This window comes from Anoxybacillus sp. FSL W8-1294, from assembly GCF_037965005.1.
In the GTDB taxonomy this organism is placed as follows: Bacteria; Bacillota; Bacilli; order Bacillales; family Anoxybacillaceae; genus Anoxybacillus; species Anoxybacillus flavithermus_G.
Genome location: NZ_CP150179.1, coordinates 1,484,472 through 1,507,380, shown reverse-complemented (window position 1 = coordinate 1,507,380; position 22,909 = coordinate 1,484,472). Strand labels below are relative to the sequence as shown.

Below are 22,909 nucleotides of genomic sequence, written 5' to 3'. Positions count from 1 at the left end.
TACGGGACACCTCACCATTACGTGTGGTGGATCGTTTTTGATAATTGATGATACGCGTCCGCTAATTCCTTTTCACATTGTAATAGCAGTGGATCCTCGATGTTTGTTTTAGCGCGTGCGATCGCTTCTTTTGCATTTTCGATCGCTTGTTTTGCGTGATCGAAAGTGTGGCTGTCTAAACTCATCGTTGCCGCTGCAACCATCTTTTTTGCCGATTCAACCGCTAAATGTGCATCTTCAATTTTCGTAAATACGCTATCGGCCTGAAGGTGTGGCTTTTTTGGATTTTGTGTCATCATGATCCCTCCTCACTTGTAGTATTTGTGTGAAAAGAGGAGAGTATGTAATAAAAAAGACCAGCATATTGCTGGTCCTTTCGTCGAGCTATATATGAATCATCTCAGACGATTATAATTTCACTACGTTTGCAGCTTGAGGGCCACGGTTTCCTTGAACGATCTCAAAAGAAACAGCTTGACCTTCTTCTAACGTTTTGTAGCCTTCACCTTGGATCGCTGTGAAGTGTACGAATACATCGTCTCCACCTTCAACTTCGATGAATCCGTAACCTTTTTCGTTGTTAAACCATTTTACTTTACCGTTTTGCATAATACTGAATCCTCCTAATACCTTTTAGCCAACAGGCTAATGAAAAAATTTTTCATATAACGGAATATACTCACAGCAACCAAGTCGGTGCAGGACATATATTCAGTTAGATGATAATTAGAATATACACGAATGATGAGGAAGAGTCAAGACAAAAAGGCGATTTTTTCAAAAAATTTTTTTAGAGGAGGATTTTTACTATAAGTGCATAACATTAACAGTAAGTAGTATAGAAAGGGAGTGAGCGGTATGTATCGTGGTCAAATTCGTGGAAAAGAAGTGATCATTAAGTTAAGCAATCATGTACGGAAGCAAAAAGTCGATCAAGAAAAGCTATACCAAACGGTTTTAGCATTTAGTGAAGCTGCATTTGACCAACAGAAAGAACAATTTGGTATTGTAAGCAAGCAAGGATTTATCGTCGCGTCCGTCGAACAACATGATTTGCCTGTCATTTCAGTAGATTATATTATCCCATCCCATCATGTGTATGAATAAAGTCCAGTAAAGTCTGGGCTTTATTTATGTTATAGTCGTCAATAGATGAATTTTTTATAGAAAACAATTGTGAAAATATGTATGATCATAAATATATGAGGATAAAGGTGGGAACGTATGATGATCAAACAATGGGCGATTCAGACGACAAAGCGGGATGAATTTGTAGACATTACTTCACTTGTTCAATCCTTTATTACAGAGAGTGGTGTACAAGAAGGAGTTGTTGTTGTTTATTGTCCACACACGACAGCAGGAATCACGATTAATGAAAATGCTGATCCAGATGTTAAACGGGATATGATTCGCCGTTTTGATGAATTGTATCCATGGTATCATTCTCTCGATCGGCATAGTGAAGGAAACACAGCTGCTCATATGAAAGCAAGCACGGTTGGATCGTCTGCGCATGTCATTGTCACAAAAGGTCAGTTGCTTCTCGGAACATGGCAAGGCATTTATTTTTGCGAGTTCGATGGACCGAGAACGAGAACATTTTATGTGAAGGTGATTGAAGGATGAATGGACAACGTATTTTGCCAGCAGTGCGTTCGATGAAAGATTTTGACAGGCTATTAAAAATGAATTATGAATATGGTGTGTTTTTAGACATTCATGTTGGCATGTTGAAAAGTGTATATGCATATGCGAATGAACACGGGAAAAAGATGTTTCTCCATGTTGATTTGATACAAGGGTTAAAAAGTGATGAGTATGCCACGGAGTTTTTATGCCAACTTGTGAGGCCGTACGGATTGATTTCTACAAAAAGCAGTGTGATTGCAAAAGCAAAACAAAAGGGAGTCATCGCGATTCAACGAACATTTATTATCGATTCAAATGCCTTTGAAAGAAGTGTTCAACTCGTAGAAAAAACAAATCCTGATTATGTCGAGGTATTACCTGGTGTCGTGCCGAAAGTTATTTCCAAACTTCATGAACGAACAGGTAAAAAAATAGTCGCTGGAGGGTTGATTGAAAACGAAAGCGAAGTTGAAGCAGCACTTGCTGCAGGGGCGGTGGCAGTAACGACATCAAATGTCGAACTTTGGCGATATTTCGAGCCAAAATAATACAAAAAAATCTGTTGACAACGTTTTCAATATTTATTACACTTGTAAACAAGTTAATCAACTTTGTGACGGAGAAAAGGAGACTCACGCATGTTCCATGTAGCAGGGATATGTGTGAGTCTTTTTGTTTCCGTCAAAAAAATAGCAAAGGGGAGGAGAGGCTATGACACCATTTATAGCCGAAGTTTTAGGAACAGCGGTATTAATTATTTTTGGGGGAGGGGTTTGTGCAGCAGTTAGTTTGAAGAAGTCATTTGCCCAGAATGGCGGTTGGATTGTGATCACAATGGGGTGGGGACTTGGAGTCGCTATTGCAGTATATGTCGTTGGGCAATATAGCGGTGCTCATCTAAATCCTGCTGTTACACTAGCTTTAGCATTTAATGGAGATTTTCCATGGAACCAAGTTCCTGAGTATGTTTTAGCTCAAATGATTGGCGCAATGATTGGCGCAATATTTGTATTTTTGTACTATTTGCCACATTGGAAAGAAACAGAAGATCCAAATGTGAAACTCGGTGTATTTTCTACGGGACCAGCCATTCCAAATCGCTTTGCAAATTTACTCAGCGAGATACTAGGAACTTTTATTTTAACTGTTGGAATTTTAGCAATTGGAGCGAATAAGTTTACAGAAGGTTTAAATCCGCTTATTGTTGGTTTTTTTATTGTTAGTATAGGTCTTTCTCTTGGTGGAACGACTGGATATGCGATCAACCCTGCAAGGGATTTAGGACCGAGAATTGCCCACTTTTTGTTGCCTATCCCGGGTAAAGGAAGCTCGAATTGGGGATATGCTTGGATTCCGGTTGTCGGTCCAATATTAGGCGGTTCGTTAGGTGGACTTTTTTATAAAGGTGTGTTTAAAGGGGAAATGACACAATCATTTTGGTATGTTTTTATTTTGACAATGCTCATTTTAGTCATCGCGTTTGCATCAGAGCAGAGAAAAAATAATAATCCACAGATATCAAAAAAAATAACAATACAGTAAAAATGGTGAGGGGAGAATAAAATATGGGTAAATACATTTTAGCTCTTGATCAAGGAACGACGAGTTCACGTGCCATTTTGTTTAATCAAAAAGGGGAAATTGTTCATATTGCACAAAAAGAGTTTACACAATATTTTCCACAGCCAGGATGGGTGGAGCATAACCCAAATGAAATTTGGGGTTCTATTTTAGCTGTCATTGCAACGGTATTGTCAGAGGCAGCTGTCGAACCAAAGCAAATCGCCGCAATCGGTATTACAAACCAACGTGAAACAACGGTCGTATGGGACAAACAAACAGGACAACCGATTTATAACGCCATCGTGTGGCAATCGCGCCAAACCGCACAAATTTGTGAGCAGTTAAAGCAAGCTGGATACGATGAAGTGTTTCGTGAAAAAACAGGTTTGCTTATTGATGCTTACTTTTCAGGAACAAAAGTGAAATGGATTTTAGATCATGTTGCGGGGGCGCGCGAAAAAGCAGAACGTGGGGAGTTGTTATTTGGAACAATTGATACATGGCTCACTTGGAAATTGTCTGGAGGAAAAGCGCATGTGACAGACTACTCTAACGCTTCAAGAACGTTAATGTTCAATATTTATGAACAAAGATGGGATGATGAACTACTCGGTATTTTACAAGTGCCAAAAGCAATGCTACCGGATGTTCGGCCATCTTCAGAAATTTACGCACATACAGCACCGTACCATTTCTTCGGGCAAGAAGTGCCGATCGCTGGAATTGCAGGAGATCAACAGGCAGCTTTGTTCGGGCAAGCATGCTTTGAAGAAGGTATGGCGAAAAACACGTATGGAACAGGTTGTTTTATGCTGATGAATACAGGGGAAAAAGCTGTGCAATCGAATCATGGTTTGTTAACAACGATTGCATGGGGAATTGATGGAAAAGTTGAATATGCGCTAGAAGGAAGCATTTTCGTTGCTGGATCTGCCATTCAATGGTTGCGTGACGGATTACGAATGATTAAAGAAGCAAAAGATAGTGAAGCGTATGCGACAAAAGTACAATCAACAGATGGTGTATATGTGGTACCGGCGTTTGTAGGACTTGGGACACCATATTGGGATAGCGATGTACGAGGAGCGGTATTTGGCTTGACACGCGGAACGACAAAAGAGCACTTTATTCGCGCAACGCTTGAGTCACTTGCATATCAAACGAAAGATGTGCTAACTGCCATGGAAGCGGATGCGGGGATTACGTTGAAAACGTTACGAGTAGATGGTGGAGCGGTAAAAAACAATTTTCTAATGCAATTTCAAAGTGACATCCTCGGCGTACCCGTTGAAAGACCAGTTGTGAACGAAACGACTGCTCTCGGTGCTGCTTACTTAGCAGGGCTCGCGGTTGGCTATTGGCAAAGTAGAGAAGAGATTGCGAAACAATGGAACATCGACCGTGCTTTCGAACCAAAAATGAACGCTGATACTCAGCAACGATTGTATGATGGGTGGAAAAAAGCAGTTCGTGCTGCACAAGCGTTTAAATAAAAATAAAACCGGCTGCTTTTTAGGCAGTCGGTTTTTCTATAAATAAAACTATGTTCTAAATAATCAAAAAGAAAAACAAAATATTTCGTCAATATAACCGTTTCCATAGCAAAAAAAACGTGCTATTCGTCCGTATCAACGAGCAAAAACATTCTCCGAAGCGATTGTTGAATTGCGACGCTGTTCTGGTACGCAATTTGATCCTCAATACATCAAGCCATTTATCCAAATGATTGAAGAATATTATCCTGAGAAAGTCGGAAATGAAAACAAAACTGTCTCACCGTGAGGCAGTTTTTATTTTTTTTCTGAAAATTGACCGTTTGTGAATGATATATGGATTAAAGTGATTATTTTTGATTAAAATTGAGCGAATTTGGTTGATTTTTTGTATGTACTTCGGTATGATAAAGATGTAAGCGATTTAAAATAAGGAGGTGTAGAGTTGTTAACACCGGAACGACATCGTGTTATTTTACAGTTGTTGCAAGAAAAAGAAGTCGTAAAGTTGCATGAATTTGTTGAAGCTACACAATGTTCAGAGTCAACAATTCGGCGCGATTTAAGTCAGCTAGAAAAACAAAAAAAGCTAAAGCGTGTCCATGGTGGTGCGGCGTTATTACAGCAAAAAAGAGAAGAGTTAAGCGTTTTTGAAAAATCGACTAAAAACATTCACGAAAAACAACTTATTGGTAAATATGCCGCAAGCCTGATCCAAGACGGGGACTGCATTTATTTGGATGCAGGAACAACGACGTGGCAGATGATCCCCTATATTGAAGCGAAAGATATTGTCGTCGTGACAAACGGTATTATGCACATTGAAGCGCTGTTAGAAAGAAATATTCCAACGTATCTTGTTGGGGGGTTCGTGAAGAAAAAAACGAATGCGCTAATTGGTCGAGGGGCGATCCATTCGTTGCAACAATATAGCTTCGACAAATGTTTTATCGGTGTAAACGGTGTTCATATTGATTCTGGCTATACGACTCCTGATCCGGAAGAAGCGTTTATGAAACAAACAGCGATTCATTTATCTCGACAAGCTTTCGTATTAGCGGATCATTCAAAACTTAACGAAATCACGTTCGCTAAAATTGCCGAATTACAGGAAGCTACGATGATTACGAATGAAACGGATGAAGAATTATTAGCAATGTATGAAGCAAAAACGACAGTAGAGGTTGTGAAATGATGATTTATACATGTACGTTAAACCCTTCCGTCGACTATGTTGTTGAAGCGCAACAGATCGAACTTGGAAAATTAAATCGTGCGACAAAAACATCCTATTTTCCTGGGGGGAAAGGAATTAATGTATCACGCGTGCTAAAACGACTACACATTCATAATATTGCCCTCGGGTTTATTGGTGGATTTACCGGACAGTTCATTGCTGATGAATTGAAACGGGAACATATTTTAACGGATTTTATTACTGTACCTGGACAAACGCGATTAAACATTAAGTTAAAAGGAGAAAGAGAAACAGAAATAAATGGCGAAGGGCCTGTCATTAGCGATAAACATAAAGAAGCGCTGATCGATAAAATTAAGCAGCTAAAAAAAGGAGATATCCTTGTTTTAGCAGGAAGCCTTCCGCCGTCGATAGATGATACATTTTACGTCATGATGATGGAAGAAGCGAAAAAACGAAAAGTTGCAGTTGTTGTTGATACGAGTGGTAGTGCATTGAAACAAGCAATCGCATACGAGCCGTTTTTACTTAAACCGAATCAAATGGAGCTTGGGGAATTGTTCGGAGTGAGTATTCATAGTCGCCATCAAATTATAGAATACGGAAAAAAACTAATTGACAATGGTGTGCAACATGTCATTGTGTCCCTTGCTGGAGATGGAGCGATTTTGTTTCATAAAGACGTCATATTAATCGCTCAAGCCCCAAAAGGAATGGTAAAAAATTCAGTTGGGGCAGGTGATTCGATGGTAGCAGGATTTTTAGCTGCGTACGTGAACGAAGCACCACTTGAAGAAGCATTTCGATATAGCGTTGCGGCCGGTAGTGCAACAGCTTTTTCTGAAGATTTATGTACGGAGGACGGGGTTCATCGTTTGTTAAGTGAAGTGACTATTACAAGAATGGAGGATGCTGTATGAGGATTACGGATATATTGACAGAAGATACAATTGTCCTTGATTTGAAGTCAAAAACAAAAACAGAAGTCATCGAGGAATTAGCAGATGTGCTAGAGAAGACTGGGAAATTGTATGATCGCGAAATGTTTCTAGAAGCGATTTTTGCACGAGAGGCGCAAAGTACGACAGGAATTGGTGAAGGAATTGCTATTCCACATGCGAAAACGAAAGCAGTTCGTACCCCGGCGGTTGTTTTTGGACGCTCAAAAGAAGGAATTGACTACGATGCGTTAGACGGAAAACGAAGCCATTTGTTTTTTATGATCGCAGCGCCTGAAGGAGCAAATGACACACATTTGGAAGCGCTCTCCCGATTATCGACGTTGTTAATGGACGCATCATTCCGTTTGAAAATTGAAAGCGCTTCAACAAAGCGCGACATTATTCAAGCGATACAAGAAAAGGAGGGAGAAATGGTGACTGAAGAAAAACAGACGGTTGGAAAGAAAAAAGTATTAGCCGTGACAGCGTGCCCAACAGGGATTGCGCATACGTATATGGCTGCTGATGCTCTGAAGGCGAAAGCAAAAGAAATGGGAGTGGACATAAAGGTAGAAACGAATGGTTCAAGCGGGGTGAAAAATGAGTTAACACAACAAGAAATTGAAGATGCTGTTGCCATTATCGTTGCAGCAGATAAACAAGTAGAAATGGATCGATTTGACGGTAAACATGTCATCCAAGTACCTGTTGCCGATGCGATTCGTAAACCAGAGCACCTCATTGACCGAGCATTAAAACAAGATGCCCCAATTTATCGTGCAAGTGGTGGCAATCGCTCGTATGCGTCAAAAGAACGAACAGGTTTTTATAAACACTTAATGAATGGCGTATCGAATATGCTTCCGTTCGTTGTTGGTGGCGGAATTTTAATTGCGATCTCATTTATTTTTGGTATTAAAGCGTTTGATCCGAACGATCCGTCGTTCCATCCGATTGCAAAAGCATTAATGGACATTGGTGGCGGCAGTGCATTCGCACTCATGATTCCTGTATTGGCTGGCTTCATTGCAATGAGCATCGCCGATCGCCCAGGATTTGCACCGGGGATGGTCGGAGGATTTATGGCAGCGAATGGTGGCGCTGGTTTTTTAGGTGGACTAATTGCGGGATTTTTAGCCGGTTATCTCGTTGTTGGATTGAAAAAATGGTTTAGTCGTTTGCCACAATCACTCGAAGGAATTAAACCTGTTCTTCTTTATCCGTTATTCGGAATATTGCTCACGGGACTTATTATGATGTATGTCGTCATTGACCCAGTGAAAGCATTAAATGAAGGAATGAAAACATGGCTTGAAAATATGGGCACAGGTAACCTTGTTTTGCTTGGCCTTGTCCTTGGAGGAATGATGGCGGTTGACATGGGAGGACCGATTAACAAAGCAGCGTTTACGTTTGGAATTGCGATGATTGATGCAGGGAACTATGCACCGCATGCAGCTATTATGGCAGGTGGAATGGTTCCACCTTTAGGATTAGCGATTGCGACAACATTATTTAAAAAGAAATTTACAAAAGCAGAGCGGGAAGCAGGAAAAACATGCTATATTATGGGGGCTTCATTTATCACAGAAGGAGCCATTCCGTTTGCGGCGGCTGATCCAGGACGTGTCATTCCATCAATTATTGTTGGTTCAGCGGTTGCCGGAGCGTTGACGATGATGTTTGGCATCGGTCTCCCAGCACCACATGGTGGAATTTTTGTAATCCCGATCGTAAAAGGAAACCCGTTGTTATATGTGCTTGCCATTTTAATTGGTTCACTTGTGACAGCGTTTATGGTTGGATTATGGAAAAAAGAAGTAAAAGAATGATAGATAAAAAAGTAAGCGTGCGATGACAACATCGCGCGTTTTTTTTTTTTAAATTGACAAAGATAATCATTATCATTTAATATAATTATTGAAAGTGATTATCACTTATATACATAGGGGGACTATGCATGCCAAAAGCAATAATGATATTTACAAGCATGACAGGGAATACAGAAGAGATGGCTGAAGCGATTGCCGAAGGAGTTCGTGAACAAGGGATCGAGTTGGATGTAAAAGAAGTGTTAGATGCCGTAGCGGTAGAGCTTGAACAATATGACGGGATTTTGCTGGGGGCGTACACATGGGGAGATGGAGAATTACCTGATGACTTTTTAGATTTTTACGATGAACTAGATGACGTTGATTTAACAGGTAAAAAAGCTGCTGTTTTCGGTTCGTGCGATTCGAGTTATGAGAAGTATGGTGCAGCTGTCGACATTTTAATTGAAAAATTACAGGAGCGCGGCGCAGAAGTCGTCCTCGAGGGACTGAAAGTAGAATTGACGCCGACAAATGAAGAAAAGCAACTATGTATTGCGTTCGGTCGTAATTTTGCCAAACAGTTGTAAAAGGTCGTGTACGAAACGACCTTTTATTTAATTAAACTATGTTCTAAATAATCAAATTAAAATTAAAAAAAAGAACAAGTTAACAACTAACTTGTTCAACAGAGCGTTTGGATGATTTTTCGACATCTGATTTATAATATGAAGGAAAGTACATATATACGTCTGTTCCTTGACCGACTTCACTATGAATAAACAAATCGCCTTTCATTGTTTCAACAATGCGGTAAACAACCATCATTCCAAGGCCTGTCCCTTTCGTTTCTTTTGTTGTGAAGTAAGGTTCACCTAGACGTTCAATTTGTTCTTTTGTCATTCCAACTCCGGTATCACTAATATGAATCAACACATAATCTTTATCAATCGATACGTTAATGCGCAACGTTCCTCCGTTTGGCATGGCTTCAATGGCATTTTTCATTACGTTCAGTAAACATTGTTGAAACTTTTGACGTTCTCCTCTCACTGCAAACGGGACAAGAGATGTTTGAATTTCAATGCTACTCATGTTGGCAAAGGGGCGTAAAATATCAATCACTCGTTCGATTTCTGTTTTTACATTTAACTTTTCGACGTGTTCTGGCGCAGGTTTAGCAAATGTCAAATAATCTGTAATGATTGCTTCCGCGCGATCAATTTCCTCAATGGCAATTTGAATATATTGTCTATCCTTATAGTTTACTCGTTCACTTTGTAACAACAATTGCATAAATCCTCTAGATACGGTTAACGGGTTTCGTACTTCATGTGAAATGGAAGCAGCTAAATGTCCAACAACTTCTATTTTCTCAGCGCGAATGATGCGACGTCGAAGATCGCTATGTTTTTGAATCGCCTCGGTAATATAAGAACCTAAAAATGCTGTAAGTGGTTGAGCTGAAAAATATGTCGAAAGCATACGGATAAGCTGTCGCTCATCATTCATCCATATATGAGATAATATGATCGTTAAAACAGCTGTTCCAACTGATAGAGCAGTGATGGTGGTAATTCGTTGTTTGGAAGATAAATGTGTTTGAAACTTTTTATAAAAAAATAAACAGACGATGATTTGAATGGTCGTAATGATTATTGTGACAATAATACCTTCTGTTCCGCCAATCATCATCCGATAAATTATAGTGATCATTGCAAGAAAAAGGGTAGAGAACGCCCCACCGTACAAGCCACCAATCCAAATCGCCACTTGCCGTAAATCAAAAACGAACCCATTTGTTGTTTGAATAGGAAACATCATACAAAAGACAATACATATGCCGATTGCAAACGTTTTTAAAATGGCCTTTGAGCGATCGGATATGCGACGTTCTTCAAGCCAAATAGGAGCAATTAGCAACGCCAATATAATAAAAAATAGGTTAAGCAATACTTCTTCAATTAGTGGGGGCATATAAGCCCGCTCCTTTCGACATGTATTTCAGAATAATAAGAATATTTATGTCGGATGATTTCTTTTACATTGTAAGCTAATGTAGTTACGTTGTGAACACAAAACAGTTCGATGTTTTATGTCAAGATTCAACAAATTTTGCACTACTTTTCACTTTTATATGATATGATGGGAAGAAAAAGGGGGACGACGTATGGAAAAGGCATTAGCAAACAAAAAGATTGTGCTATGTGCTTCACGAAAAATTGAAGAAATGAGCGCGCTCATTGTCAAACAAGGGGGGATTCCGATTTTGCGACCCGCCCAAGGAACGACATTTTTGAATGAAGAGTTAGAGCAACATCTTCATCATATCGTTCACGAACAAAATGATTGGTTTATTTTTACAACGGGGATTGGTGTAGAGGCATTGATCAAAAAGGCGAAGGAATATGGGATTGAACAATTACTGCTTCAGTCCATTCGTCGTGCACATGTAGCGGTGCGTGGTTATAAAACGATGAATGTATTACGTACATATGGAATTACCCCTTGCATATGTGCAGACGACGGAACAACAAAAGGTTTGATCCGCGCATTACAAGAAGTCGACTGGAAAAGTAAAAAAGTTGTTGTCCAGCTTTATGGAGATTCCATTCCATCATTACAACAATTTTTAGTGAAGCGAGGGGCTTTATATAAGGAAATATGGCCATATCGACATACTCCGCCTACATTCGATGTAATGAAGCAGCTTACTGATGATATTATTTCCCGTGCTGTGCAAGCGGTTTGTTTTACATCAGCGATTCAAGTTCGCTTTTTCTTCTCGTTTGTTCGTGAGCACGGATATGTCGAACAGATCAAGCAGGCTTTTGCTGAAGATATCGTAGCTGTTGCTGTTGGAAAAGTAACGAAAGAGGCGTTACAAGAGGAAGGAATTAATCGTGTGATCGCACCGGCTCATGAAAGAATGGGGGCGATGGTCATCGAGTTAGCAAAGTACTATAGCATGATGTAGACGTGCACAAATATGGCACGTCTACATACGAAATGACTCAACTGTTGTGCGGGGTTGCTCGTCGAGTTTGGCAAGCGTTTGGGCACTAGAAGTGATTTGTTCGTTGACAGCTAATTGTTCTTCAACTGTTATTATGCTTTCATTGCTTCTTTGCATCACTTGCTCAGAAAGTTGCTTCAGTTGACTCATTGTTTGAGTTAGCTCGTTGGAAATGGCGGTTATTTGCTCGATAGCTGCCGATGTGGTTTGCACTTTAGAAAACACTTGTTCCACAGACTCGTCAATTGCGCAAAACGAGCGTTCTGCAGTATCGTAATATGTCTCGCCATCAACGAGTTTTCTTGCACTATGTTCCATGGATTGCGATACTTTTTTTGTTTCCACTTTTATTCTATCTAGCATTGTTTCGATTTCTTTTGCCGCTTCTTTTGACTGCTCGGATAGTTTGCGGACTTCATCAGCGAGCACAGCGAATCCTTTTCCGTGATCACCGACCCGCGCGGCTTCAATAGCAGCATTTAAGGCAAGCAAATTAGTTTGTTCCACGTTTGTAGTTCAGTGACAACATGTGCGCGTTCTTGTTTATGAGCTGTGCGTAAAATATGTTTGAAATAAGAAGTGGTTTGTGTGAACAAAATAAAAAAGCATCCCAAATATTAACTTGGGACACTCTTTTTAGATTTCGATAGCGATAGGATAGAAATAGTCCGATGTTCGCGCGCTTGACCGATAAACAGCAAGCTAAGTGGTGTAGCATGTATAATATAGCAAACGCCAATGGAAACGATTGTTGTGATTGTAAATAATATAACAGCTTGCAACATCGAATACATCGTTGTCGGAATGATCGGTGCAAACACGTATAAGAAAAACATATGTGCAATATATGCTCCATAAGTATATCGACTAATGAAACGTAACGCCGTATACAATCGAGATTTTGTTTGCACAATGGTAATCGATAAAGCGTATAGCAAGAAAATTTCTGATGTCACATACAACACCATCGAAGGCTTTAAATACGTAATCGCCGTTAAATCAATCGAAAAGATGCTTTGTGACGTAAACAGTTCATAACCAACAACGATAAAAAGCGATAAAAATAAAAATGTGTTGAACGGAATGGATCGAATGACAAACTTTCGCCATGCTGGTAACGTGTATGCAGCCATACCACCTAAACAAAAATAAAAGAAATAAGCTAAAAACGTACGGTCTACATAATGTATATATGATTCGCTTTGAACAATTGGAGAAATGAACGTAATGAAGCCAATGTAAATAATTGCGCTAACGATGATAAATGATTTCCAATACTTTTTTTGGTCAAGCCAACGGAAAAATGGAACAATGATTAAAATGAGTAAATGAAATTGTATAATCATTACGACGTACCATAAATGCGGTGCTGCCTCGCCGAGCAGTAGTTGTTTCATTGCATCAAGTACATGCAGATGACTAGAAAATAATATAAAGTAAACAAATGACCATATGATATACGGGATCATGAGTTCTACCCATTTATGGGATACGTAACGTCGATAATGAATCGCTTCTTTCTGTTGCACCATATGAAATCCTACTAAAAACACGAACACAGGAGCAGAAAATTTGACGAAATGAAACAGCATGCCAATCATAATCGCTTCCTCTGGATGAGGGGAACGATAATTCATTACGTATAGTAACGCGCTTTGAAAAACAACAGCTAAAAATGCTAAACTTTTCATAACGGTTAATTCTGCGGGTGTACTCTTTTTCATTTTCCTCACCAGCTTTATTTGTCAGTTTGTTCATACATTAGTATAATGCTAATAGTTTCACAAAGTTGGCTGGAGCGGTGAACATTTATTGAAAAAATCGTCTCGAATTCATGAATATTAATAACGAATATTATATAAAACGTTTACAAAAGGAAGGGAAAAACGATGCGTTATCATACTCATATTGTTTCATCATTAGCGGTTGGAACCGGGATTGCTGCGTACACTCCTGTTTCATTTACAATCGCCTATGCGGCTGGGCTGACGCTCGGGAGCTTGCTTCCAGATATTGATGAGCCTAACTCATACATCGGTCGTCGCTCGTTTGGGGTTGCCAAGCAGGTGAACAAGGCGTTTGGTCATCGTGGGTTTACCCATTCATTATTAGCATGGGGGGCTATCACTATCGTTTTATTATTGCAACATTTTTCTCCTTTTACGCTAGGGTTATGTCTTGGATATGCATTTCATGTTTTAGCCGACTATTGTTCAAGTCAAGGTGTTCCGTTACTATGGCCATTTTCTAAAAAAAGATATCGGTTTGTGATAACATATCGTACGTCTAGCTTTTTAGAAACACTCCTTTTTTATTGCTTTCTTGTTTTGTTCATTTATTTTTTAACAAATGTTGCGATTGAAGATAGTAGCTCGATCTTCTTATTTTAATTTATTGATTTTTTAGAATAGATTGACTATTATTGTGATGAGATTGACAAAAGTGGGGGATGAGGATGAAAACGGCAGATTTGTGTGATCAATATGGAGAAAGTGTCCGTGTTTGCTCTCTTTCGTTCCGAAGTTACGGTGGAAAAGCAACGTTTTATGGACGAATTACAACCGTCGATGTATGTGATGATAACGTTCTTGTTCGGGAAGCGCTGGAAACGGCACCGGCAGGAAGCGTCGTCGTTGTGGATGGCAAAGGTTCAAACAAGTGCGCCCTTGTTGGAGATCGGCTTGCACAAATTGCATGTGACCGTCAATTGGCTGGCATTATTGTACATGGGTGCATTCGTGATTCAAAAGAAATAGGGAATATGCCAATTGGCGTACTTGCGCTTGGGACATGCCCACGCAAAAGTAAAAAAGAAGGAAAAGGGATGCGAGATACAATTGTACATTTTGGCGATATTGAGTGGAAGCCGGGTGCATACGTATATGTTGATGAAGATGGAGTGGTTGTTTCAGACGAGCCTTTGCATGAATAACGATTTGTTCGGTTATTCTATCGTCTAAAGGGGGAATAGACGATGGATAAAAAGCGAACAATGATAGAAGACGAAGTAGCATTTGCTGAACAAGAGATCAATCGATATTTTTACGATCATCAACCTGAAGAAGTTGTCCCGTTTTATGTCGGCAACAACACACCTGCCATTCGCGTCAGTAAACAAGAAGAGTGAGTCGGGCTAATCGCCCGACTTCAGCTTGTCGACAAAGTCGACAAGCTGTTTTATGGTATTATGTCAAAAAATAATATGAATCTTTTTGATTTGCTTTTTCAATGCTTCCTGTCTTTTCTTTTGTTGACTTTCTGGTCGTCTGGCCCATGCATAGTATCCACTTCTTGAAACGCCTAAAAATGTTAATATAAAAAGTAAGATTTTGCTTATTCCTAAAAATGGTTAGGAGTTGTAAAAATGGATTATCTTTTTCATCCATTGGGTGATAACGCAGTAATAATTGAACTGGGCGAAGATATTAATTTAGAGACTCATCAAAAGGTAAACATGGTTACAACCTTGTTTGATGAACAGCCATTCGAGTGGATGATCGAATATGTTCCTGCATTTACAACAGTAACTGTGTTTTATGATCCGTTAAAGATTTCGGATTTTATCTCTTATACACTCCCGTATGATTACGTTTGCGGGCAATTGAAACCCTTATTGGAATCACTTAAGATCGGTGAATTTTCATCTGAAAGGATCGTGGAGATTCCAGTTTGTTACGGGGGAGAGCTAGGACCTGATTTGGAATATGTTGCGGAATATAATGGTCTCACGCCTGAAGAAGTCATTCATATCCATTCCAGCGGTGATTATTTAGTGTATATGATCGGATTTGCCCCTGGATTTCCATACATAGGAGGCATGTCGGAGAAAATTGCCACACCGCGAAGAGAATCTCCGCGATTAAAAATTCCTGCCGGTTCTGTTGGTATTGCTGGTAAACAGACCGGTATTTATCCGATCGAAACGCCAGGGGGATGGCAACTTATTGGCCGAACACCGATAAAGCTGTTTCGTCCTGATGACAAATCACCTAGCTTATTAAAGGCGGGGGATAAAATCCGATTTAAACCCATCACTATAGAAGAATAGAAACAATGGAAGGAGGACGTCAGTGATAAAAATCATTAAGCCGGGCCTCCTTACGACCATTCAAGATTTAGGAAGATACGGTTTTCAAAAATTTGGAGTGATTGTAAGCGGGGTAATGGATTCACTGTCACACAGAATTGCAAATCTATTAGTTGGTAACGAAGAAAATGCCCCTACTTTAGAAATAACAATGGTAGGTCCTGTTATTGAATTTGAAAGAGATACACTAATATCTATTTGCGGGGGAAATTTATCACCTTCTATTGATGGAAAATTTGTTCCGTTATGGCGACCAGTTCTTGTAAAGAAAGGTAGTCAGCTTCGTTTTGGGCAATGTAAAGCAGGCTGCCGAAGCTATCTAGCTGTTGCGGGAGGATTCGATGTTCCGCGTGTGATGGGGAGTACTTCCACCTACCTTAGAGCGGGCATAGGCGGATTTAAAGGACGTCCATTAAAGACCGGTGACGAGTTAAAATTATCTCCCCCTAATAATCGATCGGTCCAAATGATTCATGATTTTTCTACAAAAATAGGAGATCAAAAGTTTGTAGCGACGAAATGGTCGGTATCTGCTGGATTTATTCCCATTTCTAATAAAATTCCTTCCATTCGGGTAATAAAGGGGAGACAATACCAACTATTTTCAAAAGAAAGTCAAAAAAGTTTTTTTCGTGAACCATTTGAAATTACAACCCAATCCGACCGGATGGGATATCGTTTGAAAGGCTCCGTTTTGTCGTTAACATCCGCGGAAGAAATGATTTCGGAAGCCGTGAATTTTGGTACTATTCAAGTTCCGCCTGATGGAAATCCGATTGTGCTTCTAGCTGACCGGCAAACGACAGGCGGTTATCCGAAAATCGGACAAGTTGCCACCGTGGATTTACCATACATCGCCCAATTAAAACCGGGTGACAAAATAAAGTTTGTTGAAGTTTCTCATGAAGAAGCACAAAGGCTTTATTTAGAAAGAGAAAGAGAGATCCAACAACTGAAACGAGCATTATCAATAAAATGGAAAGGAGAAATGTAACATGCATATTGTCGATTTGAACTGTGATATGGGAGAGAGCTTTGGCGCTTATAAAATGGGGAGAGACGAAGAAATTTTAGATTATGTTACATCAGCCAATATCGCTTGTGGTTTTCATGCGGGCGATCCGTCAACGATGAGGAAAACAGTTCGTTTAGCCCTTGAAAAAAACGTCGGAATTGGCGCCCATCCTGGATTTCAAGATTTAGTGGGATTTGGCAGAAGAAACATCGATATTACTCCTCAGGAAGCTTACGACATTGTTGTGTATCAAATTGGCGCCTTATATGCATTTGTAAAATCTGAAGGTGGAAAGCTTCAACATGTAAAACCACATGGAGCATTATATAATATTGCCGCTAAAAACGCTGCGATTGCTCAAGCCATTGCAGAAGCAGTTTATAAAGTAGATCCGGAATTAATCTTGTTAGGATTAGCGGGTGGAGAGCTTGTCAAAGCGGGAAAAAAAATCGGCCTTAAAACCGCTAGCGAAGTGTTCTCCGACCGCACTTACCAAGAGGATGGGTCCTTAACATCAAGACGGGAAGCGAATGCTCTCATCAAAGACCATGACGTAGCTTGCCAGCAAGTTATTCGTATGGTAAAAGAAGGAAAAGTTACATCTCTTCAAGGGAAAGATGTATCGATTCAAGCTGATACGATCTGCATACACGGAGATGGAGAACATGCATTAGACTTTGCAAAATACATACGTAAAGCGTTGAAGGAAGCCAATATTACAGTTACAAAACTTGGTGGTTTTCTAAAATAAAGATTCATTTTTCGCTAAAAAAATATAAAATAAAATTAGTGAAAGGTGGTGAGGACATGAAATTGACTTTAACAGCAAAAATTAAAATTTTACCGACATCTGAACAAGAACAACTTCTTCAAAAAACGATGCAAGCATATCGTGATGCGTGCAATGCGGTGTCGGAAGTGATATACAAAGAAAACACCCTTGTGCAAGCCAAACTTCACAAGATGACGTACCGCAAACTTCGCTCTACATTTGGCTTAAAATCTCAAATGGCGCAGTCTGTGTTAAAAACGGTGATTGCAAAATATAAAACCAACCAAACCAATGGACATAAGCGTTGTCAGATTGCGTTTAAAAAACCGCAAATAGACCTCGTTTTTAATCGAGATTACAGCCTAACCAAAGGGTTGTTTTCCATCAATACGTTAGAAGGACGAATCAAAGTTCCTTTTCAAACGAAAGAACTTGAAACGTATTTCGACGGAACATGGACGTTTGGAACAGCAAAGTTAGTGAATAAACATCAAAAGTGGTTTCTCCATATTCCTGTATCCAAAGAAATGGAAGAAGCAAACCTTCATCACATTTGCCAAGTGGTTGGCGTAGATATGGGTGTAAATTTTCTTGCGACTGTTTATGATTCAAACGGACAGACGTTATTTTTCAAAGGTAGACACATCAAACACAAACGAGCAAAGTATAAACAACTCCGCAGACAACTACAAAAAAAGCAAACTCCGTCTGCTCGTAGAAGATTAAAGAAAATCGGTCAACGAGAAAACCGTTGGATGCAAGATGTCAACCATTGCATCAGTAAGGCACTCGTTGAGCGTTATGGTAAGAACACGCTGTTTGTGTTAGAGGATTTAACAGGTGTTCGCCAAAGAACAGAAAAAGTGTCCGTTAACCATCGGTATGAAATGGTATCTTGGGCGTTTTATGATTTAAGACAAAAAATCGAGTACAAAGCACACAAACACCGAGCCAAAGTGATTGTGGTAGACCCAACATACACATCCCAAACATGTCCAAAATGCGGACATACAGAGAAAGCAAACCGAAATAAGAAAACGCACACGTTTTGTTGTCGAACATGCGGATATACCTCAAACGATGACCGAGTTGGTGCCATGAACCTTCAACGAAAAGGAATCGAGTACATCGTTGAAGGAACGACACAGGCATGACCTGCGTCGTTGGGTAGTTGTCAACCTGCCCTGATGCAACCCCAAGTGAAGGAAGGAGGATAACATCCGCTTGCACTTCTGGGGAGTTGCAAGCCCACGGCTTTAGTCGTTGGGTAGTTGACAGGTTCTTAGGGGGGATAGAAAATGCAACAAAAAAAGAATATAAATGTACTTTTAGGTGCGGCGTTTTTGATGGCTACTTCGGCCATCGGTCCAGGATTTTTGACACAAACGACACACTTCACACAAACGCTTGCAGCAAGCTTCGGATTTGTTATTTTAATATCCATAATTATTGATATTGGAGCTCAAATGAACATTTGGCGCATTATGGCGGTCGCAGAAAAAAGAGCTCAAGATATTGCCAACGAAGTATTGCCGGGATTGGGATATTTTCTTGCTGCACTTATTGTCGCCGGTGGACTTGCATTTAACATTGGAAACATTGCTGGTGCTGGATTAGGAATCAACGTATTATTCGGGATTTCTCCAGAAATGGGGGCATTATTAAGCGGGATCGTCGCGATCGCTATTTTTGTCGTGCGGGAAGCTGGAAAAATGATGGACCGCTTCGCTCAATTGATGGGTTTTGTCATGATTGCTCTAACGTTATATGTGATGTTTACAGCTAAGCCCCCTGTCGGAGAAGCAGTGGTAAAAACCTTTGTTCCAGATACGATCGATATTCTTGCTATTGTTACACTTGTTGGCGGAACGGTTGGAGGATATATTACGTTTGCGGGCGGGCACCGCTTATTGGATGCTGGAATAAAAGGAAAGGAAGCACTTCCTGAGGTGACCCGTAGTTCGATTTCAGGAATCGGTATTGCGTCTATTATGCGAATTTTCTTATTTTTGGCAGCTTTAGGTATTGTCGCGCAAGGGTTAACCCTTGACCCTTCTAACCCTCCGGCATCCGTATTTAAATTAGCTGCAGGCAATATTGGTTACAAAATATTCGGAGTGGTTATGTGGGCAGCAGCCATTACTTCCGTTGTAGGTGCCGCGTATACATCGGTTTCATTTATTCGTACCTTTCATCCAATTTTGGAAAAGTACCACAAGTGGATTATTATCGGATTCATTGCCATTTCAACGTTAGTTTTCGTTTTAGTCGGAAGACCAGTGAAAATCTTAATTTTAGTAGGCTCATTAAACGGTCTGATCTTACCAATTTCTCTAGGCGTGATGTTAGTGGCGGCATACAGAACAAAAATTGTCGGAGATTACAAACATCCATTATGGATGACCATTTTTGGCGTTATTATAGTTATCGCTATGGCTTATATGGGTGTTTACTCTTTAATTAATGGTATACCAAAACTATTTGAATAAGAATCGATGGGGATCATGATGTTTCCTGTTGCGACAATGAGTCCTGCGGAGGCTCGGGAAATGATACGAAATTAGGATGCAGTTTTACGTTTGAGTATGCTTTGATCAACAATGGCATTCCCGTTCGGCATATAGAAGAAAATTGCAATGTTCCGATCAGAAGGGAGTGTGGTCGCCACGTTAGCCATCGGTGAGGCTTTCGGGCTTTCTCTAAGGGAAAATAGCGGGTTTTGTACAGAGAACTTTTTGCGTCATTGGTCTCGTTTCGATCATTCAAAGTGTTTTTGTTCACCGAATGCCTATTGCAGAAGGTTCTGCTGTTTTATGGTGGGGAGTTTTCCTCGTTTTTTAGGCTTAAATGGAACAAATAATGGAACCCATTTTGTCAACAGTCTGTAGTCGGGCTAATCGCCCGACTTTTTTAATGGTCGGTTTTATCGTTTTGGCTTTTGTTTTGTTTGCGTCCTTTACTGTTGTCCCCTGCCCCCTCATTCAACTTGCCATGTTGTGTCGGTGCGTTTTGATTTTTGCTTCCTTCGTTCACTTTTTTTGTCATGTTCTTTGCCCCTTTCTGCTACAATAAACGTAACATGTTTATTTTTTTCAAAAAGGGGTGGAGTTATGCGCGGGTGGCATAAAGAGGCTGAAAAACAATGGGATGAGCGAGCAGAATGGTGGCATCAAAGCAGCGAGGAGATGTGGGAGAGAGGAAGTCGAAAAACGATCATTCCGTTTGTGACGACATATATGCCGAAAGAAGGATATATTGCAGATATTGGATGTGGAGATGGATACGGATCGTATAAGCTATGTCAACAAGGATATCGTGTCATCGGATTAGATTTATCGAGTGAAATGATTGAATTAGCCAAAAACCGAAGAACTCATGAACATCTTCATTTTCAACAAGCGGATATTATGAATTTACCTTTTCCAGATGAAACGTTTACAGGTGCGATGATTATTAACTGCTTTGAATGGACGGAACGTCCGCTTGCTGCGCTTGAGGAAGTGCGGCGTGTATTAAAAGCAAATGCATATGTTTGTGTAGGTATCCTTGGACCGACAGCTGCTCCGCGAGTAAATAGCTATCGCCGCTTATATGATGAGGCGGTGATCTGCAATACGATGATGCCATGGGAGTTTGAACGGCTAGCTACTGAAAATGGTTTTACAGTTGTTGATGGAGAAGGGGTGTATAAGCGCGAAATTGATAATTCTATTATCCGACATTTACCGACAGAGTTAAAACAGGCCGTTTCTTTTATGTGGTTATTTATGTTGCAAAAAAGGTAGGAAGACGCATCATTGCTCCCTACCTTTTTGTTGAACTTCTAATTTTTCGTTTCCCATGAAGAAAATAGCTATTGCACTAAGAGCGATCGGAATTAATGCAATAGAAAATGTAAATGTAATTGACGAAGCCATCGCATCGACAATTTTTTGCAGCACGTTCGGTGGTATTTGAGCCCGTGCTCCTGTTTCAAACAACGCATGTGGATCTAGCGAAAATGTTGTCGTATTCGCACCGAATGATTCGCGTAATTCAGCAGCTAGCTTATTTGATTGAATCGTTCCGAAAATGGTTATACCAATTGTCATGCCGAGCGAACGAAAAAATGAATTTGTTGAATTCGCTGTCCCACGGAAACGGGGCTCTAAATTATGCATAGACGCCGATGGCAAAAGTGAAAAAGAAAATCCAACCCCAAATCCAGCTAATGCCATATAAACAGTTAACCATATTCTCGATGTTTCTGGCGTCATCATACTAAGAAGAAGCATGCCAAAAAAATAAGCGACAATCGAAACGAACATAATGTTTCGATAAGATGTTTTCGTTTGGGAAATTCCTGCCGTCGAGCTTCCCGCAACAGAACCAAGCATCATTGGCATTAAAATAAGCCCTGCGTTTTTGGCCGTTCCACCATATACCGCTTGTACGAATATAGGAATAAAGACAGTTAAAATAACGAATGTTGCTCCATATAAAAATGCTAATAGTTGTGCGATCGCAAACGTGCGCCGTTTAAACAAAACAAATGGGATGATTGGCTCTTTTGCTTTTGTTTCTACATATAAGAAAGCAATAAAGAACACAAAGCTAATAGAAAACAATGAAATGATAGGTGCAGATTTCCAATCGTATTGTTTTCCACCTAATTCTAATGCAAACATTAAACTAACGACAGCAACAACGAGAGTCAAAGCGCCAAACCAGTCAATGGCTTGTTTTGTATGCTGTGTCGATTCTTTGTAATAACGAACAATGAAAAAAATGGACAATAAACCGATTGGGACATTCACATAAAATACCCAATGCCAACTTAAATAATCGGTAATATAAGCACCGAGCAATGGACCAAGCACGCTTGACATTCCAAAGACTGCACCGAGCAACCCGGTCATTTTTCCCCGTTTTTCAGGTGGGAATACATCGAATACAATCGTGAATGCGATGGGCATTAACGCACCGCCACCAATTCCTTGAATTGCACGAAAAATGCTGAGCTGGACGATGTTTTGAGCTAAACCACACAAAGCGGAGCCGATGAGAAAAACAATGAGTCCAAAAAGAAAAAATCGTTTTCTTCCATACATATCAGATAACTTCCCGAAAATTGGCATGCCGGCCATGACGGTCACCATGTAAGCAGATGTGACCCAAATAAATTGATCTACGCCGCCTAAATCTGCGACAATTGTACCGATTGCGGTTGCAACAATTGTATTATCCATTGCTGCCATAAAAATAGCTAACAGCAATCCTGCTACAATAAAAGAAATATGTCGGGTTTGATCAACCACGTGTACATCTCCTTTCTTTATGTATACAAAACATTATATTCTTTTTTTACATACTTACAAATAAAAAAGCTCTCGCAGAAAAGC

Annotated in this window: 26 protein-coding genes and 2 pseudogenes; 21 read left to right on the top strand and 7 right to left on the bottom strand. The window is 40.0% G+C overall.

Annotation, left to right across the window (positions count from 1 at the left end):
* Window positions 1-17: 17 nt before the first annotated feature.
* Both NSQ23_RS08045 and cspD read right to left on the bottom strand, forming a co-directional pair.
* Window positions 18-299, bottom strand: coding sequence for a DUF2564 family protein (locus NSQ23_RS08045; protein ID WP_064220540.1), 282 nt, complete (start codon window positions 297-299; stop codon window positions 18-20).
* Window positions 300-408: 109 nt separating this feature from the next.
* Window positions 409-609: a cold-shock protein CspD gene (gene cspD / locus NSQ23_RS08040; protein ID WP_003398931.1), complete on the bottom strand. Its 201-nt coding sequence runs from the start codon at window positions 607-609 to the stop codon at window positions 409-411.
* Window positions 610-858: 249 nt separating this feature from the next.
* Between cspD and NSQ23_RS08035 the strand changes: the two genes are divergently transcribed.
* The 10 genes and pseudogenes from NSQ23_RS08035 to NSQ23_RS07990 all read left to right on the top strand — a co-directional run bounded on the left by NSQ23_RS08035 (window position 859) and on the right by NSQ23_RS07990 (window position 9,228).
* Window positions 859-1,107, top strand: coding sequence for a hypothetical protein (locus tag NSQ23_RS08035; RefSeq protein WP_339170045.1), 249 nt, complete (start codon window positions 859-861; stop codon window positions 1,105-1,107).
* 120 nt (window positions 1,108-1,227) lie between these two features.
* Complete coding sequence (locus NSQ23_RS08030) at window positions 1,228-1,629, top strand: secondary thiamine-phosphate synthase enzyme YjbQ (RefSeq protein ID WP_035019670.1); 402 nt, start codon at window positions 1,228-1,230, stop codon at window positions 1,627-1,629.
* Window positions 1,626-2,180 (top strand): glycerol-3-phosphate responsive antiterminator, encoded by a 555-nt coding sequence (locus NSQ23_RS08025; protein ID WP_128356628.1) that lies wholly within the window; start codon window positions 1,626-1,628, stop codon window positions 2,178-2,180. Before NSQ23_RS08030 ends, NSQ23_RS08025 begins: the two co-directional genes overlap by 4 nt.
* Window positions 2,181-2,343: 163 nt before the next feature.
* Window positions 2,344-3,174, top strand: coding sequence for an MIP/aquaporin family protein (locus NSQ23_RS08020; protein ID WP_192948552.1), 831 nt, complete (start codon window positions 2,344-2,346; stop codon window positions 3,172-3,174).
* Window positions 3,175-3,197: 23 nt separating this feature from the next.
* The gene (gene glpK / locus NSQ23_RS08015; protein ID WP_339170041.1) at window positions 3,198-4,688 is read left to right on the top strand and encodes a glycerol kinase GlpK; all 1,491 of its coding nucleotides are present in this window, start codon (window positions 3,198-3,200) and stop codon (window positions 4,686-4,688) included.
* A gap of 127 nt (window positions 4,689-4,815) precedes the next feature.
* Window positions 4,816-4,977 (top strand): annotated as a pseudogene (locus tag NSQ23_RS08010) (HD family phosphohydrolase); the annotation flags it as partial.
* Between the two features lie 156 nt (window positions 4,978-5,133).
* Entirely contained in the window at window positions 5,134-5,883 is a 750-nt protein-coding gene (locus NSQ23_RS08005) for a DeoR/GlpR family DNA-binding transcription regulator (RefSeq protein ID WP_339170038.1), read from the top strand.
* A complete protein-coding gene (pfkB, locus tag NSQ23_RS08000) occupies window positions 5,883-6,806 on the top strand; it encodes a 1-phosphofructokinase (RefSeq protein ID WP_339174346.1) in 924 nt (307 codons plus the stop codon). The genes NSQ23_RS08005 and pfkB overlap by 1 nt, the downstream gene beginning before the upstream one ends.
* The gene (locus NSQ23_RS07995) at window positions 6,803-8,659 is read left to right on the top strand and encodes a fructose-specific PTS transporter subunit EIIC (protein ID WP_339170035.1); all 1,857 of its coding nucleotides are present in this window, start codon (window positions 6,803-6,805) and stop codon (window positions 8,657-8,659) included. Before pfkB ends, NSQ23_RS07995 begins: the two co-directional genes overlap by 4 nt.
* Before the next feature lie 128 nt (window positions 8,660-8,787).
* Window positions 8,788-9,228: a flavodoxin gene (locus NSQ23_RS07990; protein ID WP_339170033.1), complete on the top strand. Its 441-nt coding sequence runs from the start codon at window positions 8,788-8,790 to the stop codon at window positions 9,226-9,228.
* 79 nt (window positions 9,229-9,307) lie between these two features.
* On the opposite strand, the gene NSQ23_RS07985 is transcribed toward NSQ23_RS07990, so the two are convergent.
* Entirely contained in the window at window positions 9,308-10,615 is a 1,308-nt protein-coding gene (locus NSQ23_RS07985; RefSeq protein ID WP_339170031.1) for an ATP-binding protein, read from the bottom strand.
* A 193-nt stretch (window positions 10,616-10,808) separates the two neighbouring features.
* Here NSQ23_RS07985 and NSQ23_RS07980 point away from each other — a divergent pair, with 193 nt between their 5' ends.
* Window positions 10,809-11,615, top strand: a complete 807-nt coding sequence (locus tag NSQ23_RS07980) for a uroporphyrinogen-III synthase (RefSeq protein ID WP_339170029.1) — start codon at window positions 10,809-10,811, stop codon at window positions 11,613-11,615.
* A gap of 21 nt (window positions 11,616-11,636) precedes the next feature.
* Here the strand turns inward: NSQ23_RS07980 and NSQ23_RS07975 are convergent, their stop codons facing one another.
* Both NSQ23_RS07975 and NSQ23_RS07970 read right to left on the bottom strand, forming a co-directional pair.
* Window positions 11,637-12,161 (bottom strand): methyl-accepting chemotaxis protein, encoded by a 525-nt coding sequence (locus tag NSQ23_RS07975; protein WP_339170027.1) that lies wholly within the window; start codon window positions 12,159-12,161, stop codon window positions 11,637-11,639.
* A 110-nt stretch (window positions 12,162-12,271) separates the two neighbouring features.
* The gene (locus NSQ23_RS07970; protein WP_339170024.1) at window positions 12,272-13,378 is read right to left on the bottom strand and encodes an acyltransferase; all 1,107 of its coding nucleotides are present in this window, start codon (window positions 13,376-13,378) and stop codon (window positions 12,272-12,274) included.
* 165 nt (window positions 13,379-13,543) lie between these two features.
* On the opposite strand from NSQ23_RS07970, the gene NSQ23_RS07965 reads away from it, so the two are divergent.
* From NSQ23_RS07965 to NSQ23_RS07925, 9 genes and pseudogenes are all read left to right on the top strand, one after another.
* Window positions 13,544-14,044, top strand: a complete 501-nt coding sequence (locus tag NSQ23_RS07965; RefSeq protein WP_339170021.1) for a metal-dependent hydrolase — start codon at window positions 13,544-13,546, stop codon at window positions 14,042-14,044.
* 65 nt (window positions 14,045-14,109) lie between these two features.
* Complete coding sequence (rraA, locus tag NSQ23_RS07960; RefSeq protein WP_339170019.1) at window positions 14,110-14,586, top strand: ribonuclease E activity regulator RraA; 477 nt, start codon at window positions 14,110-14,112, stop codon at window positions 14,584-14,586.
* A 42-nt stretch (window positions 14,587-14,628) separates the two neighbouring features.
* The gene (locus NSQ23_RS07955; RefSeq protein ID WP_164970109.1) at window positions 14,629-14,781 is read left to right on the top strand and encodes a hypothetical protein; all 153 of its coding nucleotides are present in this window, start codon (window positions 14,629-14,631) and stop codon (window positions 14,779-14,781) included.
* A 237-nt stretch (window positions 14,782-15,018) separates the two neighbouring features.
* Window positions 15,019-15,702, top strand: a complete 684-nt coding sequence (gene pxpB, locus NSQ23_RS07950; RefSeq protein WP_339170016.1) for a 5-oxoprolinase subunit PxpB — start codon at window positions 15,019-15,021, stop codon at window positions 15,700-15,702.
* Window positions 15,703-15,724: 22 nt separating this feature from the next.
* Window positions 15,725-16,735, top strand: a complete 1,011-nt coding sequence (locus tag NSQ23_RS07945) for a biotin-dependent carboxyltransferase family protein (RefSeq protein ID WP_339170014.1) — start codon at window positions 15,725-15,727, stop codon at window positions 16,733-16,735.
* A 1-nt stretch (window position 16,736) separates the two neighbouring features.
* Complete coding sequence (gene pxpA / locus NSQ23_RS07940; protein WP_339170012.1) at window positions 16,737-17,507, top strand: 5-oxoprolinase subunit PxpA; 771 nt, start codon at window positions 16,737-16,739, stop codon at window positions 17,505-17,507.
* A 56-nt stretch (window positions 17,508-17,563) separates the two neighbouring features.
* Entirely contained in the window at window positions 17,564-18,682 is a 1,119-nt protein-coding gene (locus tag NSQ23_RS07935) for a transposase (protein WP_339170009.1), read from the top strand.
* A 144-nt stretch (window positions 18,683-18,826) separates the two neighbouring features.
* Entirely contained in the window at window positions 18,827-20,017 is a 1,191-nt protein-coding gene (locus NSQ23_RS07930; protein WP_339170007.1) for an NRAMP family divalent metal transporter, read from the top strand.
* A gap of 71 nt (window positions 20,018-20,088) precedes the next feature.
* A pseudogene (locus tag NSQ23_RS07925) lies at window positions 20,089-20,175 on the top strand (DUF1445 domain-containing protein); the annotation flags it as partial.
* A gap of 263 nt (window positions 20,176-20,438) precedes the next feature.
* On the opposite strand, the gene NSQ23_RS07920 reads toward NSQ23_RS07925, so the two are convergent.
* Window positions 20,439-20,573 (bottom strand): hypothetical protein, encoded by a 135-nt coding sequence (locus NSQ23_RS07920; RefSeq protein ID WP_268915713.1) that lies wholly within the window; start codon window positions 20,571-20,573, stop codon window positions 20,439-20,441.
* A gap of 65 nt (window positions 20,574-20,638) precedes the next feature.
* On the opposite strand from NSQ23_RS07920, the gene NSQ23_RS07915 reads away from it, so the two are divergent.
* The gene (locus NSQ23_RS07915) at window positions 20,639-21,313 is read left to right on the top strand and encodes a class I SAM-dependent methyltransferase (RefSeq protein ID WP_004890518.1); all 675 of its coding nucleotides are present in this window, start codon (window positions 20,639-20,641) and stop codon (window positions 21,311-21,313) included.
* A gap of 9 nt (window positions 21,314-21,322) precedes the next feature.
* Here the strand turns inward: NSQ23_RS07915 and NSQ23_RS07910 are convergent, their stop codons facing one another.
* Complete coding sequence (locus tag NSQ23_RS07910; protein WP_339170005.1) at window positions 21,323-22,825, bottom strand: MDR family MFS transporter; 1,503 nt, start codon at window positions 22,823-22,825, stop codon at window positions 21,323-21,325.
* Between the last annotated feature and the right edge of the window lie 84 nt (window positions 22,826-22,909).

Bases quoted from the DNA above. Each gene is read 5' to 3' on its own strand.
- NSQ23_RS08045 (WP_064220540.1), bottom strand. From the start codon at position 299: ATGATGACACAAAATCCAAAAAAGCCACACCTTCAGGCCGATAGCGTA.
- cspD (WP_003398931.1), bottom strand. From the start codon at position 609: ATGCAAAACGGTAAAGTAAAATGGTTTAACAACGAAAAAGGTTACGGA.
- NSQ23_RS08035 (WP_339170045.1), top strand. From the start codon at position 859: ATGTATCGTGGTCAAATTCGTGGAAAAGAAGTGATCATTAAGTTAAGC.
- NSQ23_RS08030 (WP_035019670.1), top strand. From the start codon at position 1,228: ATGATCAAACAATGGGCGATTCAGACGACAAAGCGGGATGAATTTGTA.
- NSQ23_RS08025 (WP_128356628.1), top strand. From the start codon at position 1,626: ATGAATGGACAACGTATTTTGCCAGCAGTGCGTTCGATGAAAGATTTT.
- NSQ23_RS08020 (WP_192948552.1), top strand. From the start codon at position 2,344: ATGACACCATTTATAGCCGAAGTTTTAGGAACAGCGGTATTAATTATT.
- glpK (WP_339170041.1), top strand. From the start codon at position 3,198: ATGGGTAAATACATTTTAGCTCTTGATCAAGGAACGACGAGTTCACGT.
- pfkB (WP_339174346.1), top strand. From the start codon at position 5,883: ATGATTTATACATGTACGTTAAACCCTTCCGTCGACTATGTTGTTGAA.
- NSQ23_RS07995 (WP_339170035.1), top strand. From the start codon at position 6,803: ATGAGGATTACGGATATATTGACAGAAGATACAATTGTCCTTGATTTG.
- NSQ23_RS07990 (WP_339170033.1), top strand. From the start codon at position 8,788: ATGCCAAAAGCAATAATGATATTTACAAGCATGACAGGGAATACAGAA.
- NSQ23_RS07985 (WP_339170031.1), bottom strand. From the start codon at position 10,615: ATGCCCCCACTAATTGAAGAAGTATTGCTTAACCTATTTTTTATTATA.
- NSQ23_RS07980 (WP_339170029.1), top strand. From the start codon at position 10,809: ATGGAAAAGGCATTAGCAAACAAAAAGATTGTGCTATGTGCTTCACGA.
- NSQ23_RS07970 (WP_339170024.1), bottom strand. From the start codon at position 13,378: ATGAAAAAGAGTACACCCGCAGAATTAACCGTTATGAAAAGTTTAGCA.
- NSQ23_RS07965 (WP_339170021.1), top strand. From the start codon at position 13,544: ATGCGTTATCATACTCATATTGTTTCATCATTAGCGGTTGGAACCGGG.
- rraA (WP_339170019.1), top strand. From the start codon at position 14,110: ATGAAAACGGCAGATTTGTGTGATCAATATGGAGAAAGTGTCCGTGTT.
- NSQ23_RS07955 (WP_164970109.1), top strand. From the start codon at position 14,629: ATGGATAAAAAGCGAACAATGATAGAAGACGAAGTAGCATTTGCTGAA.
- pxpB (WP_339170016.1), top strand. From the start codon at position 15,019: ATGGATTATCTTTTTCATCCATTGGGTGATAACGCAGTAATAATTGAA.
- pxpA (WP_339170012.1), top strand. From the start codon at position 16,737: ATGCATATTGTCGATTTGAACTGTGATATGGGAGAGAGCTTTGGCGCT.
- NSQ23_RS07935 (WP_339170009.1), top strand. From the start codon at position 17,564: ATGAAATTGACTTTAACAGCAAAAATTAAAATTTTACCGACATCTGAA.
- NSQ23_RS07930 (WP_339170007.1), top strand. From the start codon at position 18,827: ATGCAACAAAAAAAGAATATAAATGTACTTTTAGGTGCGGCGTTTTTG.
- NSQ23_RS07920 (WP_268915713.1), bottom strand. From the start codon at position 20,573: ATGACAAAAAAAGTGAACGAAGGAAGCAAAAATCAAAACGCACCGACA.
- NSQ23_RS07915 (WP_004890518.1), top strand. From the start codon at position 20,639: ATGCGCGGGTGGCATAAAGAGGCTGAAAAACAATGGGATGAGCGAGCA.